The organism is Qipengyuania sp., from assembly GCF_048550555.1.
Classification (GTDB): domain Bacteria; phylum Pseudomonadota; class Alphaproteobacteria; order Sphingomonadales; family Sphingomonadaceae; genus Qipengyuania.
In genome coordinates this window covers 16,904-29,824 of the sequence record NZ_JBLYYF010000007.1, presented here as the reverse complement: position 1 = coordinate 29,824, position 12,921 = coordinate 16,904, and the positions used below count along the sequence as shown (strand labels likewise).

The window sequence follows — 12,921 nt, the reverse complement described above, 5'->3', positions numbered from 1 at the left end:
GGGTTTTTTCTTGCCCGCGCCGTCAGTGGCCGCGGCCGCCGGGACCCTTGCGGCGCAGCTCAAACTCGCTCGGCTGGCGTACCGGGACCAGCAGGATGCACCGCACGCCTTCGGGCAGGAAGTCGAGCTCGACCGGGTGCCGCAGTTCGTGCGCGACGATCTTTTCGATCAGGTCGGTTCCGAACCCGCGCCGCTGCGGCTTGGTCACGGCTGGCCCACCGCTCTCGATCCACTCGATCCGGGCAAGCGTATCGTTGACCTGGGTCCAGCTTACCGCAACGCTTCCCCCCGGCACGCTGAGCGAGCCGTACTTCGCGGCATTGGTCGACAGTTCGTGGATGGCGAGTCCGAGCGACAGCGCATCGTTGGGGGCGAGTTCGGTATGCGGACCGATCAGGTCGAGCGTGTGAGCCTCATCGGTGGCATAGGGGGACAGCTCGACCTCGACCACCGAGCGGATCGGCGTGGTTCCCCAGTCCGATTGGGTCAGCAGATCGTGCGTCGCGGAGAGGGCGCGGATGCGACCGTCGAGACCCTCGGCGAATTCGTCCAGGCTATTGGACCGGCGCCGCGTCAGCGAAACGATCGACAGCACGTTGGCAAGCGTGTTCTTCACCCTGTGGTTGAGTTCGCGGGTCAGCGAATTGCGGATCGAGTTCTGCTCCTCGAACCAGTTGATCGCTCTCCGGTCTTCGAGCGACTGCTGGGTCAGGAGCCGCGAGACCAGCATCAGCAGGCTGGCCACCGCGAGGCCGAACAGCAGAGTGATCATCGACATCGAGGACAACCCTTCGGCGCGCGTCGATTGCACCTCGAGTATCATCCGCCGGTTGGCCAGCTGGAGCTCGCGCTTCACCGCCCGCCTTCCGTCGACCCATCCCTCGCTCTGCGCCAGGATCGACTGCGCGGCCGCCTCGCCATCCGTCAGCCGCGCCCCGACGACGTCGTAACTGACCAGTTCCCCGGCCGAGGCGAGAAACTGCGAGGCGTTGAACGGGCTGTAGACGAAGCCCTTGAGCCTGCGCGTGCGATTGAGGCCTTCATAGACCGGCATGTAGATGAGAAAGCCCGCCGAATCGCCCCCGCCCTCCTGAACCAGGACGATCGGGCCACTGGCGGTCGGCCGGTCGTCGCTGGCCGCAAGATCCATCGCTGCGCGGCGGACCGGTTCGGAGTACATGTCGTAGCCGAGCGCGCGCCGGTTGCGGACGGTGTCGGGCTGGAGATAGAGAATCGGCGCGAGCGTATCGCGGGGCTGTTCCTCGAGACTGGGGGTGACCCGCTTCTTCTCGACCCGGCCCTCGCCGAGACGCGCTTCGAACTCGCCAATTTCGTCGGCTTGAATGATCGGCGCCCAGCCGATCCCCTCGGCCCCGCGGTAATTGGCGTCGAGCCGCAACTCGGAAACGAACCGGCGGAACAGGTCGGGTGTCACCTGATCCTGCGTCGCCAGCAGGGCCGCACCGGCGCGTAAATAAGCGGAACTGGTATAGGCACGGCGCTCGATGGCGGAGGTCATCGACTGAGCCTTGCGCGCGACATCGGCCGCATCTCGCTGCTCTTCGCCGCGCTCGACGGCGAACACGCTGAGCACGGTGATCGCGCTAACCAATACGAATATCAGCACCGGAATTCCGCGCGGATAATCGATCAACCAACGCCTGCGGCGCCATTTGCGTTGGAGTTTTTCGCTTTCCAGCCTTCTGCCCCTGACGATTTGCCCGCCTCTTGGTATGCCATACTATGCCGCGCGCCGGGTTTGGTTCCGATCCGCGAATGCGGGAACCGCATCTGATCCCGCGCGTTGTGCAAAGCACATTCCGGGATCGATCTTCTCGCCAGCGCGTCCGATGACAGTGGCGAGAAACCTAAAAGGGTACAATTTTTCAAGCCATGAAATCCGACACGCCGAAAAATCCGCAGCGGTCGACCGCGGGCGGCCCGCCGCCAGCTTCCGCGTCACACAGCAAGGAAGGCCACAGCAAGGAAGGCGAGCCCGAATGGGCCAACGGGCTGCGGCAACTCTACGATTCGGTGGTCGATGAGCCGCTTCCCGACACATTCCGCAACCTGCTCGCCCAGTTGGATGCCAAAGACTGATGTCGGACGAGCAACGGACGGCCGCCGAAAAGGCCGATTTCAAGCGCGAGTTGACCGAAGTGGTCCCGCATCTGCGCGCCTTCGCGCGCGGGCTCTGCGGACGTGCCGACATGGCCGACGACCTGGTCCAGGAAACCTTGCTCAAGGCGTGGGCGGCGCAGGACCGGTTCCAGCCGGGCACCAGCATGCGCGCCTGGACCTTCGTCATCCTGCGCAACGCCTATCTCACCGACATGCGTCGCAACCGCTTCCGCGGCGAATATGACGAGACCGTCGCCGAGCGCGTGCTCACCGCACCCGCAGGGCAGGAAGAACCGATCCATCTTTCCGACATGCACCGGGCCTTGCTGACCCTGCCGCCCGAGCGGCGCGAGGCGCTCTTGCTGGTGGGGGCCGGCGGCTTTTCCTACGAGGAAGCGGCGACGATCTGCGGCTGTGCCGTGGGCACCATCAAGAGCCGCGTCGGTCGTGCCAGAGCTGCGCTCAACACGATGCTGACGGAGGGCAACATCCCGCGGCGCTCGATCGACGATCACGCCGCGCATCGCGCGATCCTGGAGGAGCTCGACGAGGTTGCCGCAGGCCAGGGCTCCGGTCGGGGGTAGAAATTCTACCCCCCGGCACCGCTTGTCTCGTTTCGCCGTGAAGGGCAGATAGACGCTGATGAGCGATCGCGAGAGACCCCTGCAGAGCGCCCCGCCGCCGCCGACGCGGCGGCCGAGCCGGCTCGCCTTCGCCGAGCAGGAACTGCGGCTCATTTCCTCGCTGGTCCTGCTGATCGGGCTGGGGCTGTTCTTCGCCCTGCCCTTCGTGTTGTCGATCGGTTCGGTCGTGTTCCTGCCGGTCGTGACCGCGGTCGTGCTGACGGTGATTCTGTCCCCCTTGGCGGACAAGCTGAACGGCTGGGGCCTGCCCAATGCGCTCGCCTCGATCGCCGCGCTGCTGTTCTTCTTCGCCGTGCTGCTGCTCGCGCTCGCGCTCATCCTCCAGCCGGCGGTCGCGCTGTTCGACGACGTGCCGACCATGGTGCGCCAGGTCATGCAACGCTTCGGCGAGGTGCGCGCGCAGTTCGCCTGGATCGCCGCGATCAACGAACAGCTCGCCACGCTGATGAAGAACGACGGCGCGCGCGAGGTGGTGCTCGCCGCGCCGAGCCTGCTCGAACAGGTAGCCTTCGCGACCCCGAGCGTGATCCTCGAAATCGTCCTCACGCTGCTGATGGCCTATTTCATGATCGAGGCGCGCGTGCGGCTGCGCCAGCGCCTGCTGTTCGGTCGCGCCAGCTTCGGCACCAGCATCAAGGCCGCGCGGGTGATCCGCGAGGTACAGGACCGGGTCGCCGCCTATATTCTCACCGTCGGCTGGATCAATGCGCTCGTCGGCGTGGTGGTCGCGTTCGGCGCCTGGGCGCTGGGCGTGGATGCGCCGATCATGTGGGGCGGTCTCGCCGCGCTGCTCAATTTCCTGCCCTATGTCGGTCCGATCGTGATGATCGCCCTGCTCGGCCTGTTCGGTATCGGGACTGCCGACACCATCGTCATCGGCCTCGTCCCCGCCCTGGCCTATCTCGCATTGCATACGATCGAAGCGAACCTCATCACTCCCTCGATCCTTGGCGCGCGGTTCACCATGAACCCGGTGATGATCCTTATCGCGCTGTCCTATTTCACCTGGATCTGGGGCGTCTTCGGAGCGCTGCTCTCGGTCCCGATCCTGCTGATGCTGACCGCGCTGTTCGATCATGTCGGGCGGCCCAATCTGGTCGGCTTCGTGTTCGGCGAACCGCTGTTCGCGACCAATCCCTTCGACGAACCGTCCGAAACCCAAACGGGCGCATAGAAAACCCGCCGCCATTGCTGGCGACGGGTCTTCGAACGTCAGCTTCGGAACTGCTCAGGCCGGATAGGCCCAGGTGGTCCCGCGGGCCAGGTTCTCGCTGGCGAACTTCCAGTTGAGCTTGCCGTTGACGGCATCGAGATAGGCCGGGCGCGCATTCTGGTGGTCGAGGTAGTAGGCGTGTTCCCACAGGTCGATCACGAGCAGCGGGTTCACCCCGTCCTGATCGGCCAGCGTGTCGCCATCATGGGTTTCCGCAATGGTCAGCTCGCCATTCTTGACCGCTAGCCACACCCAGCCGCTGGCGAAATGGCCGGCGCCGCTTTCGGCCAGCTTCTTCTTGAGGTCGTCGACCGAACCGAAGGCGCTCTCGATCATGCTCTTGAGCTCGTCGGAGGCGGTGGTTTCCTCGGGCGCCATCGAATGCCAGTAGAAGCCGTGGTTCCAGCTCTGCGCCGAATTGTTGAACAGTCCCTGGTTGCTGTCGCGCGCCGCCGCAATCACGTCTTCCAGGCTCTTGTTCTCGAGGTCGGTCCCCTCGATCGCGGCGTTGGTCTTGTCGATATAGGCCTTGTGGTGCTTGCCGTGGTGGAACGAGAGCGTCTTGGCCGACACGGCGGGTTCGAGTGCGGTGTCGTCGTAAGGCAGGTCGATCAGCTCAAAAGCCATGGATAGTCCCCTCTGGGTTCGTGTGAAAAGATTCCGTACTCGCGTCCCTAACGCGCCGCGTGACGCGAGGTTGCACATAGCGGCGATATTGTAAGCGAAAAGGGGCCCGACGGACTTTTATTCGTCGCCCAACCGCGCCATGGGGGGCGAGCACAAAGGAGAGTCCCGTCAATGGCTCGCAAATTCTTCGGTACCGACGGCATTCGCGGCCGCACCAATGAGGGGGTCATGACCGCCGGCATGGCGATGCGCGTGGGGCAGGCGGCCGGCACGCATTTCCTGCGCGGTGGGCATCGCCACCGGGTGGTGATCGGCAAGGATACGCGCCTGTCGGGATACATGATGGAAAGCGCGCTGGTGGCCGGTTTCACCAGTGTGGGCATGGACGTGATCATGACCGGACCCCTGCCCACGCCGGCGATCGCCATGCTCACGCGCGAGATGCGCGCCGATCTGGGGGTGATGATCTCGGCCAGCCACAACCCGTTCGAAGACAATGGCATCAAGCTGTTCGGTCCCGACGGTTTCAAGCTGTCCGACGAGGCGGAGCTGGCGATCGAGCGGCTGCTCGAGCAGGAGCCGCTGCTGGTCGAATCCGACCGGATCGGCCGTGCCCGCCGTATCGACGATGCCCGAGGCCGCTATCTCCATGCGGTCAAGCAGTCGGTCGCTTCGGATATTCGCTTCGACGGGCTCAAGGTGGTGCTCGATTGCGCCAATGGCGCCGCCTACCAGGTGGCACCCAGCGCGATCTGGGAACTGGGCGCCGAGGTGATCGCCATGGGCGTCACTCCCGACGGAACCAATATCAACCGCGAGGTCGGCTCGACCGCGCTCGACGCGATCAAGGCGCGCGTGGTTGCCGAAGGCGCCGACATCGGCATCGCGCTCGACGGCGATGCCGACCGGCTGATCGTCATCGACGAGAAGGGCGAGACGGTCGATGGCGACCAGATCATGGCCCTCATCGCCTCACGCCTGCACGAGCAGGGCCTGCTGACCGGCGGGGGCGTGGTCGCCACGGTGATGTCCAATCTCGGGCTCGAACGCTATCTCTCCGGCCGCGGGCTGACGCTCGAACGCGCCAAGGTCGGCGACCGCTATGTCCTCGAACGGATGAAGGAAGGCGGCTTCAATGTCGGCGGCGAGCAATCGGGCCACATGATCCTGCTCGATCACGGGACCACGGGCGACGGCACCGTCGCGGCGCTGCGCGTGCTCGCCAGCCTCGTCCGCTCCGACCGCCCCGCTAGCGAGCTGCTTCACGTCTTCGACCGGGTGCCGCAGCTGCTCAAGAACGTGCGCTATGCGGGCGGCGCGCCACTCGAGGCGGACAGCGTAAAGCAGGTGATCGCCGAGGCAGGGAGGGAGCTCGAAGGCAAGGGACGGTTGGTCATCCGCCCGTCGGGCACCGAACCGGTCATCCGCGTGATGGCAGAGGGCGACGACGCGGCGCAGGTCGAGGCCCTGGTCGACCGGATCTGCGACGCGGTAATGGAAGCCGCCTGATGCTCGAAATGCGCCCCGACTGCGAACGTTGTGGAACCGACCTGCCGGCCGAGGCGCCGGGAGCCTTCATCTGCAGCTTCGAATGCACCTTCTGCGCGAGCTGCGCCGAGCGTCTCGACGACAGCTGCCCCAATTGCGGCGGCGAGCTGATGGACCGCCCGACGCGGAGCAAGAAGCTGCAGGAAAAATTCCCGCCGAGCGCCACGCGGAAATTCGAGGGGTGAGCGACACCTTCGCCCCGCCGCGCATCCTTTCGATCGCCGGCTCGGACAGCTCGGGCGGCGCGGGTATCCAGGCGGACATCAAGACCATCACCATGCTCGGCGGCTATGCCATGACCGCGATTACCGCCGTCACCGCCCAGAACACGCGCGGAGTCCAGGCGGTGGAAGCGCTCAGCCCGCAATTCGTGATCGACCAGGTCGACAGCTGCCTGTCGGACATCGGCGCCGATGCGATCAAGATCGGCATGCTCGGGTCGAGCAGGACCGCGCAAATGCTGGCGGAGAGGCTCGACACTTTCGCCGGCCCCATCGTGTTCGATCCCGTGATGGTCGCCACCAGCGGCTCGGTGCTCGCGGATCCGGACACCGTGGCAGGATTCGCCGCGCTGATGCGGGTCGCCACCATCGTCACACCCAACCTGCCCGAGCTCGAAGCCCTCACCGGACGGGAGAGTCTCGCAGACGAGGACGTCTTCGCGGCGGCACAAGAGCTGGCCGAGCGTCACGGTGTGCAGGTGCTCGCGAAAGGGGGGCATGCGGGCGACGAAACGCAGGTCGTCGACCGCGTGGCTTCACCCGGCGGGCGGCTCGGCAGTTTCGCCCATGCGCGGATCGCCACGCCGCACACCCACGGCACCGGCTGCACGCTGTCCGCGGCACTGGCCACGCTGCTCGGTCATCGCCAGCCGATGACGCATGCGATCCGCATCGCGCGCGCCTTCACCTTCGCGGCGATCGAGAACGCCCCAGGCTTCGGCGAAGGCTCGGGACCGCTCGGGCACCAGGCGGTGCGGCGGCTGGAGCCCGCCGAAGAAACCTAGCGTTCGAGCTTGTAGAAGGCGCTGATGTGCTCCCAGGCCTCCTCCGCGGTCTCGCACCAGCGGAAGAGCTCAAGATCCTTCCTCGAGATCGTGCCTTCGTCGGCCAGGGCGTCGAAGTCGATTACCCGCGTCCAGAACTCCTTGCCGAACAGCAGGATCGGCATGGGCTTCATCTTGCCCGTCTGGATCAGCGTCAGCAGTTCGAAGAATTCGTCGAAGGTCCCGAAACCGCCCGGGAACACAGCCACCGCGCGCGCGCGCAAGAGGAAGTGCATCTTGCGCAGCGCGAAATAGTGGAAGTTAAGCGACAGATAGGGTGTCACATACTGGTTCGGGGCCTGCTCGTGCGGCAGAATGATATTGAGCCCGATGCTTTCGGCTCCCGAATCGCTGGCCCCCTTGTTGGCCGCCTCCATGATCGACGGGCCGCCACCCGAGCAGACGACGAACTGGCGCTTGCCGTCCTCGATGATCGATTTGTCGCTCGCGATCCGCGCGAGCTTGTAGGCTTCGGTGTAATACTTGCTCTTCTTGACGAGGTTCTCGACCACGCGGCGCTCGTCCTCCGGCAGGTCCCTGGCGCCTTCGAGCGCAGTCTCGGCGGACTCGGGCGGGGGAATGCGCGCCGAGCCATAGACGACCAGCGTCGAGCCCACGCCGGCCTCGTCGAGCAGCATTTCGGGCTTGAGCAGTTCGAGCTGGAAACGCACCGGCCGCAATTCGTCGCGCAGCAGGAAATCGGTGTCCTGATAGGCCAGCTTGTAGGCCGGATGCGCGGTCTGCGGGGTCTGGTTCTTCAGCGATTTTTCGAACTGGGCCTCTTGGTCGGCCGGGTAGAACTTGCGATCCGAAAGGTCGCGTTCGCTTTTCTTGTCGGTCATGCCCGCCCGATAGGGCCGGCACGGGCGGCGCACAAGCGCCCACGGAAAAGGAAATGGCAGGGGTGACAGGATTCGAACCCGTGGCCCTCGGTTTTGGAGACCGATGCTCTACCAGCTGAGCTACACCCCTGCAGGAGGGCGCGCATTAGTATGGCCTTCCGCGCTTGGCAAGGCGCATATCGCTCCACCCGATCCGGTGATATATCCCGTCACCGATGCATGCCCCCGCAACCACCCGCATTCCGGTCGACCTGCTGCTCCGCGCCTATCGCGGCGGCGTCTTCCCCATGGCCGACCATCGCGGCGATCCCGAGGTCTATTGGGTCGAGCCGCGCGAACGCGCGATTATCCCGCTCGGCGGCTTCCGTCTCTCGAAGAGCCTCAGGAAAGTGCTGCGGCAAGACCGGTTCCGCGTCACCTGCGACGCCGACTTCGCAGGCGTGATCGCCGAATGCGCAGCCCCGCGCGAGGAACACGCCGAGAGCTGGATCAGCGACCGCATCGAGGCAAGCTACCTGGGGCTTCATCAGGCCGGTCACGCGCACTCGATCGAGTGCTGGCAGGGCAGCGAGCTGGTCGGCGGCCTCTACGGCGTCGCCTTCGACCGGGTGTTCTGCGGCGAGAGCATGTTCAGCCGCACCACCGATGCGAGCAAGATCGCGCTCGCCTGGCTCGTCGCCGCAATGCGCAGCGCAGGATATGCGCTGCTCGACTGCCAGTTCATGACCGATCATCTGGCGCGGATGGGCGCGGTGGCGATTCCGCAGGCCCGCTACATGGAGCTGCTCAACGCTGCCGGCGGCTATCCTGCGGCGTCACTACCCGAATCGGTGGCGCGATTCGGCGCGTCCTCATCCCCCGGGAAGGCCATCGCACAGTCCTTGACCCAGACGTCGTAGATCGGGTGTTCGACCACGTTGAGGCTGGGCGAGTTCTTGAACAGCCAGCCCGAAAAAACCTTGCGGAACGTGTCCTCGGCCCCGCGCTCCTTGACCAGCAACTGCACGAAAGCACCGGTTTCTTTGGGCATTTCCCAGGGCGCGGTGCGCTCGCAGGCCTGGAGGCGGACGATCACGTCGCCGACGCGCTGCTGCTCGCCCGGTTTGAGCTCGAGATCCTGGCTGACGTTGTTGCGCTTGTTCAGCAGCCCCAGCGTCGCAACCCGCTCGGCCATCGGCGTGCCTATCCCCGCTTCGGCGGCAGGCTGGGCGGGCAATGCCGATTGCTGCAGGTCTTCCGGAATCGCGGTGGCCACCGCATCGGCAGGCTCTTCGGCCTCCTTCTCGCAGGCCGCGAGCAGCGTCAAAGGGACGAGGAGGGCGAGCGCCCCGCGCATCGTCACGCCTCGGGCGACCAGGCTTCGTAATCGCCCGTCGCACTGGCGCGTCGGCCACCGCGCTCGAGCGCACCGGCGGGGCGATAGGCGCCAGCCGTGCCGGTGGCATTGGGCGTATAGTCGGCCTCCCAGATGCGCGCGGGCGGAAGGTGGCTTTCGGGAATGTCGTCGAAAGCGCCGTGCAGCCAGCCATGCCATTCGCTCGGCACGCGGCTGGCGTCGTTCGCACCTTCGTAGATCACCCAGCGCCGCTCGCGACCGTCGCCGGTCTTCTTCTTCGAGCGGTAGTACTTGTTGCCCTGCGCGTCGGTGCCGACGTGCTCGCCATTGCGCGACGACCACAGGAGCGTGCCGATCGTGGCACCGTCCCACCAGGTGAAAATCTTGCCGAGGAAGCTCATGGCCGCGCGGTTAGCGGATTCGCACGCGCGGGCCAAGACTGTTCGACACTTACCATTCGACGCGGTCGCCCGGCTCGATGCCCAGTTCCTCGGCCCGGCCGCCGCGCAATTCGAGCACGCCGAGCACATTCCCCACCGAATAGACCGGATCGAGCGAATAGGGCTCCGCCATCGCGGCGATATTGCTGATCGTGTTGTCCGGCCCGATGAAGATGATGTCGAGCGGCAGCGGCGTGTTGCGCATCCAGAAGCTCTGCGCGGTGGTGCCGTCATAAGGGAAGATCATCCCCTCGAAATCGCCCAGCTCGGTGCGGAACATGAGGCCGCGCGCCTGCGCTTCGCGGGTCTCGGCCACTTCGACGCGGAAGCCGATCTTCTCTGTGCCGCTGGTCACGGTCAGGGGAATGATCTCCAGTCCGGAGACAGGGTGCACGTCCGGAGCGGCGGTTTCGGCGGCTTTCACCGATTGCCCGGCCGGCGACTCGGCCTGCGTTTGCGGAGAACAGGCGAGCAATGCCGCCAGTCCGGCGAGTACGCCGATGCCTTTCAGGGCGATCCGTCCGGTGCTTCTGCGACCCATTCTTCGAGCTCCTCGATAGTGCGCGCTTCGATCACGCGCCTGGCGTGGCCGAACTCATGGCCCGCCCGGACCATGGCGGCAAGCCGCTTTTCCCTGAGCTTGCGCACCTCCTCGGGCGCCCCGCCCAGCGCCTGTCCGAAGGGGCCGAAGCGGCGCCTGCGCGCGAGCACCAGCACCGCCCGGCGCTTCGCCCCCTCCCCCGGTTCGAGATCGTGGCGCAGGCCCTCCCCGATCCCGGCGGCGCGGAGGGTCTGCTCCACCCGCCGCGCGCCGTAGCCCCGCGCCGTCAGTTCGGACGCGCGCGCCCGGCCATAGGCCTCGTCGTCGATATAGCCCTTCTCGGCGTATCTCGCGACCAGCCCCTCGACATCCGCCTCTTCCCCCTCAACGTAACCGCGTTCGCGCAATTTGCGCTCCAGATAGGTCCTCAACTTGCCCGTGCTGGTCGCGAAACGCGCGACGTAAGCCAGCGCCAGTTCCTCGAGTCGCGTGCGGTCGAGCGGTTTTGCGCGGCGACGAATGCGCCCGGATGTTGCACGTTCATCATCCATGGGCCATATTCCTGCCACAGTCCTTTAAGAATGGGAAACGCGGGAGAACGCGCGACCTTACGGTTCGCGCGACATATCGAGCAATGAGGGAGGCCGCAGGGCCCCAGCTATTCACGGGTATCGCCGAACATTATGACCGACGCCGCACTGATGCCGACGCCGAACGATTGCGACCTACCGCGTCGCCGCTCGGACTTCGCGACCTTCAACGAAGCCATCGACTACGCTGCGCGCAGCGCCAAGGGGCTCAACTTCCACGATATGCGCGGGATGCTCGAACGCGTCTATCCCTATGCGCAAATGCGTGAGGACGCGCTCGACGCGGCTCGTCGGCTTGTCGCGATGGGCATCGAAAAGGAAGACCGCGTTGCGCTGGTCGCCGATACAAGTCCCGAATTTGCCGCGCTTTTCTGCGGTTGCACCTTGATGGGCGCCTGGCCCGTTCCGCTGCCGCTGCCGACCACTTTCGGCGGCAAGGAAAGCTATATCGACCAGCTTTCGGTCCAGCTGCAGAGCTCGGATCCGAAGATCCTCATCTACCCGGGCGAGATCGCCGAGATGGCCAAGGCCGCTGCCGACCGGCAGGGCTGCGGCGGCGAAAGCTGGGCCGAGTTCGCCGAGCGCCCCGCCCCCGACTGCGACCTTCCCGAAGCCCGGCCCGACGACATCTGCTATCTGCAATATTCGAGTGGGTCCACGCGCTTCCCGACCGGGGTGGCGGTGACGCACGAGGCGCTGCTGCACAATTTGCGCGGCCATGCCGAATCGATGAACATCGGCATGAACGACCGCGTGATCAGCTGGCTGCCGTGGTATCACGACATGGGGCTGGTCGGCTGCTTCCTCTCGCTGATCGCGAACCAGGTCTCGGTCGACTATCTCAAGACCGAGCATTTCGCGCGCCGTCCGCTTGCCTGGCTCGACCTCATCAGCCGCAACCAGGGCACCACGCTCAGCTATTCGCCGACCTTCGGCTACGACATCTGCGCGCGCCGAATTTCCAGCCAGAGCCATGTCGCCGAACGCTTCGACCTGTCGCGCTGGCGCGTGGCGGGCAATGGCGCCGACATGATCCGGCCCGACGTGATGCAGAATTTCGTCAACGCCTTCGCCGATGCCGGCTTCCAGGCGAGTAGCTTCAATCCCAGCTACGGCCTCGCCGAAGCGACGCTGGCGGTGACCGTCATGCCTCCGGGCGAAGGGATCCGCGTCGAGCTGGTCGAGGAGGAGCGCCTGTCGGGCCGCCCGCGCGATCTGTCGAAGCCCGCGCGCTATCGCGCCATCGTCAATTGCGGCAAGCCGATCCCGGGCATGGAGGTCGAGATCCGCGGCGAAAACAGCGCGCTCAAGGGCGACCACCAGATCGGCAAGGTCTGGTGCCGCGGCAAGAGCGTGATGCATTCCTATTTCCGCAATCAGGAAGCCACCGACGACTGCCTCGTCGATGGTTGGCTCGATACCGGCGACATGGGCTACATGGCCGACGGCTATCTGTTCATCGTCGGCCGGGCCAAGGACATGATCATCATCAATGGGAAGAACCTGTGGCCGCAGGACATCGAATGGGCGGTCGAGCAATTGCCAGGATTCAACCATGGCGACATCGCGGCCTTTTCGATCGATACCGAGAGCGGAGAGGAAGCCCCGGCGGTGCTCGTCCACTGCCGCGTCTCCGACCCCGAGGAGCGGATCCGGCTGCGCGACCAGATCGCCGACAAGGTCCGCGGCGTCACCGGCATGAGCTGCGTGGTCGAACTGGTCCCGCCGCGCACGCTGCCGCGTACCAGCTCGGGCAAGCTCAGCCGCGCCAAGGCCAAGAAGCTCTACCTCGCCGGCGAAATCCAGCCGCTGGACCTCGCCGCCTGATCGCAATCGCGAGGCGTCAGCCCCAGGGCCGGTGCAGCGGACATTGCAACAGTCGCCGCAGATGCTAGTCAGGTTCGTCGATTTTCCCGGAACCCGAAGGCGTGTCGGGAATTTCACGAAAAGTCGTGCGGGTCGCTACGCAGGCTG

The 12,921-nt window shown here is 65.6% G+C and carries 15 protein-coding genes and 1 tRNA gene; 8 read left to right on the top strand and 8 right to left on the bottom strand.

Annotated features, from left to right (window positions below; all coding sequences use genetic code 11):
* Positions 1-22 precede the first annotated feature (22 nt).
* Positions 23-1,612 (bottom strand): CHASE domain-containing protein, encoded by a 1,590-nt coding sequence (locus ACN4E0_RS01060; protein WP_419564586.1) that lies wholly within the window; start codon positions 1,610-1,612, stop codon positions 23-25.
* Positions 1,613-1,893: 281 nt separating this feature from the next.
* On the opposite strand from ACN4E0_RS01060, the gene ACN4E0_RS01055 reads away from it, so the two are divergent.
* The 3 genes from ACN4E0_RS01055 to ACN4E0_RS01045 are packed head-to-tail and all read left to right on the top strand — an operon-like array spanning position 1,894 to position 3,939.
* Complete coding sequence (locus tag ACN4E0_RS01055) at positions 1,894-2,100, top strand: NepR family anti-sigma factor (protein ID WP_419564584.1); 207 nt, start codon at positions 1,894-1,896, stop codon at positions 2,098-2,100.
* Complete coding sequence (locus tag ACN4E0_RS01050; protein ID WP_419564582.1) at positions 2,100-2,705, top strand: sigma-70 family RNA polymerase sigma factor; 606 nt, start codon at positions 2,100-2,102, stop codon at positions 2,703-2,705. The genes ACN4E0_RS01055 and ACN4E0_RS01050 overlap by 1 nt, the downstream gene beginning before the upstream one ends.
* Before the next feature lie 58 nt (positions 2,706-2,763).
* On the top strand, positions 2,764-3,939 hold the full coding sequence (locus ACN4E0_RS01045) for an AI-2E family transporter (RefSeq protein ID WP_419564580.1): 1,176 nt from the start codon (positions 2,764-2,766) through the stop codon (positions 3,937-3,939).
* Between the two features lie 54 nt (positions 3,940-3,993).
* Here ACN4E0_RS01045 and ACN4E0_RS01040 read toward each other — a convergent pair whose 3' ends face one another.
* Complete coding sequence (locus ACN4E0_RS01040; protein WP_419564577.1) at positions 3,994-4,605, bottom strand: superoxide dismutase; 612 nt, start codon at positions 4,603-4,605, stop codon at positions 3,994-3,996.
* Positions 4,606-4,776: 171 nt separating this feature from the next.
* Here ACN4E0_RS01040 and glmM point away from each other — a divergent pair, with 171 nt between their 5' ends.
* Genes glmM through thiD form a run of 3 tightly spaced genes read left to right on the top strand, consistent with a single transcriptional unit; the run spans position 4,777 to position 7,159 of the window.
* Complete coding sequence (gene glmM / locus ACN4E0_RS01035; protein ID WP_419564574.1) at positions 4,777-6,114, top strand: phosphoglucosamine mutase; 1,338 nt, start codon at positions 4,777-4,779, stop codon at positions 6,112-6,114.
* Positions 6,114-6,338: a DUF1272 domain-containing protein gene (locus tag ACN4E0_RS01030; RefSeq protein ID WP_419564572.1), complete on the top strand. Its 225-nt coding sequence runs from the start codon at positions 6,114-6,116 to the stop codon at positions 6,336-6,338. The genes glmM and ACN4E0_RS01030 overlap by 1 nt, the downstream gene beginning before the upstream one ends.
* A complete protein-coding gene (thiD, locus tag ACN4E0_RS01025) occupies positions 6,335-7,159 on the top strand; it encodes a bifunctional hydroxymethylpyrimidine kinase/phosphomethylpyrimidine kinase (RefSeq protein ID WP_419564571.1) in 825 nt (274 codons plus the stop codon). Before ACN4E0_RS01030 ends, thiD begins: the two co-directional genes overlap by 4 nt.
* On the opposite strand, the gene ACN4E0_RS01020 is transcribed toward thiD, so the two are convergent.
* Together ACN4E0_RS01020 and ACN4E0_RS01015 are read right to left on the bottom strand one after the other, a co-directional pair.
* On the bottom strand, positions 7,156-8,040 hold the full coding sequence (locus ACN4E0_RS01020) for an LOG family protein (protein WP_419564569.1): 885 nt from the start codon (positions 8,038-8,040) through the stop codon (positions 7,156-7,158). The two genes, thiD and ACN4E0_RS01020, sit on opposite strands and share 4 nt — an antisense overlap.
* A 54-nt stretch (positions 8,041-8,094) precedes the next feature.
* Positions 8,095-8,170: transfer RNA gene (locus tag ACN4E0_RS01015), tRNA-Trp, on the bottom strand.
* Between the two features lie 85 nt (positions 8,171-8,255).
* Between ACN4E0_RS01015 and aat the strand changes: the two genes are divergently transcribed.
* A complete protein-coding gene (gene aat / locus ACN4E0_RS01010) occupies positions 8,256-8,939 on the top strand; it encodes a leucyl/phenylalanyl-tRNA--protein transferase (protein WP_419564567.1) in 684 nt (227 codons plus the stop codon).
* On the opposite strand, the gene ACN4E0_RS01005 is transcribed toward aat, so the two are convergent.
* The 4 genes from ACN4E0_RS01005 to ACN4E0_RS00990 are packed head-to-tail and all read right to left on the bottom strand — an operon-like array spanning position 8,843 to position 10,908.
* Positions 8,843-9,376 carry a DUF2155 domain-containing protein gene (locus ACN4E0_RS01005; protein ID WP_419564564.1) on the bottom strand — a complete coding sequence of 178 codons (534 nt, stop codon included), beginning with the start codon at positions 9,374-9,376 and terminating at the stop codon, positions 8,843-8,845. The genes aat and ACN4E0_RS01005 overlap by 97 nt on opposite strands.
* Positions 9,377-9,378: 2 nt before the next feature.
* Positions 9,379-9,777 (bottom strand): NADH:ubiquinone oxidoreductase subunit NDUFA12, encoded by a 399-nt coding sequence (locus ACN4E0_RS01000; RefSeq protein ID WP_419564561.1) that lies wholly within the window; start codon positions 9,775-9,777, stop codon positions 9,379-9,381.
* 49 nt (positions 9,778-9,826) lie between these two features.
* Positions 9,827-10,357 (bottom strand): DUF192 domain-containing protein, encoded by a 531-nt coding sequence (locus tag ACN4E0_RS00995; RefSeq protein WP_419564559.1) that lies wholly within the window; start codon positions 10,355-10,357, stop codon positions 9,827-9,829.
* Positions 10,324-10,908: a regulatory protein RecX gene (locus ACN4E0_RS00990; RefSeq protein WP_419564556.1), complete on the bottom strand. Its 585-nt coding sequence runs from the start codon at positions 10,906-10,908 to the stop codon at positions 10,324-10,326. The genes ACN4E0_RS00995 and ACN4E0_RS00990 overlap by 34 nt, the downstream gene beginning before the upstream one ends.
* A 132-nt stretch (positions 10,909-11,040) precedes the next feature.
* Here ACN4E0_RS00990 and ACN4E0_RS00985 point away from each other — a divergent pair, with 132 nt between their 5' ends.
* Positions 11,041-12,774, top strand: coding sequence for a fatty acyl-AMP ligase (locus ACN4E0_RS00985; protein WP_419564554.1), 1,734 nt, complete (start codon positions 11,041-11,043; stop codon positions 12,772-12,774).
* The last annotated feature ends 147 nt before the right edge of the window (positions 12,775-12,921 follow it).

Bases quoted from the DNA above. Each gene is read 5' to 3' on its own strand.
- ACN4E0_RS01055 (WP_419564584.1), top strand. From the start codon at position 1,894: ATGAAATCCGACACGCCGAAAAATCCGCAGCGGTCGACCGCGGGCGGC.
- ACN4E0_RS01050 (WP_419564582.1), top strand. From the start codon at position 2,100: ATGTCGGACGAGCAACGGACGGCCGCCGAAAAGGCCGATTTCAAGCGC.
- ACN4E0_RS01045 (WP_419564580.1), top strand. From the start codon at position 2,764: ATGAGCGATCGCGAGAGACCCCTGCAGAGCGCCCCGCCGCCGCCGACG.
- ACN4E0_RS01040 (WP_419564577.1), bottom strand. From the start codon at position 4,605: ATGGCTTTTGAGCTGATCGACCTGCCTTACGACGACACCGCACTCGAA.
- glmM (WP_419564574.1), top strand. From the start codon at position 4,777: ATGGCTCGCAAATTCTTCGGTACCGACGGCATTCGCGGCCGCACCAAT.
- ACN4E0_RS01030 (WP_419564572.1), top strand. From the start codon at position 6,114: ATGCTCGAAATGCGCCCCGACTGCGAACGTTGTGGAACCGACCTGCCG.
- ACN4E0_RS01020 (WP_419564569.1), bottom strand. From the start codon at position 8,040: ATGACCGACAAGAAAAGCGAACGCGACCTTTCGGATCGCAAGTTCTAC.
- aat (WP_419564567.1), top strand. From the start codon at position 8,256: ATGCATGCCCCCGCAACCACCCGCATTCCGGTCGACCTGCTGCTCCGC.
- ACN4E0_RS01005 (WP_419564564.1), bottom strand. From the start codon at position 9,376: ATGCGCGGGGCGCTCGCCCTCCTCGTCCCTTTGACGCTGCTCGCGGCC.
- ACN4E0_RS01000 (WP_419564561.1), bottom strand. From the start codon at position 9,777: ATGAGCTTCCTCGGCAAGATTTTCACCTGGTGGGACGGTGCCACGATC.
- ACN4E0_RS00995 (WP_419564559.1), bottom strand. From the start codon at position 10,357: ATGGGTCGCAGAAGCACCGGACGGATCGCCCTGAAAGGCATCGGCGTA.
- ACN4E0_RS00990 (WP_419564556.1), bottom strand. From the start codon at position 10,908: ATGGATGATGAACGTGCAACATCCGGGCGCATTCGTCGCCGCGCAAAA.
- ACN4E0_RS00985 (WP_419564554.1), top strand. From the start codon at position 11,041: ATGACCGACGCCGCACTGATGCCGACGCCGAACGATTGCGACCTACCG.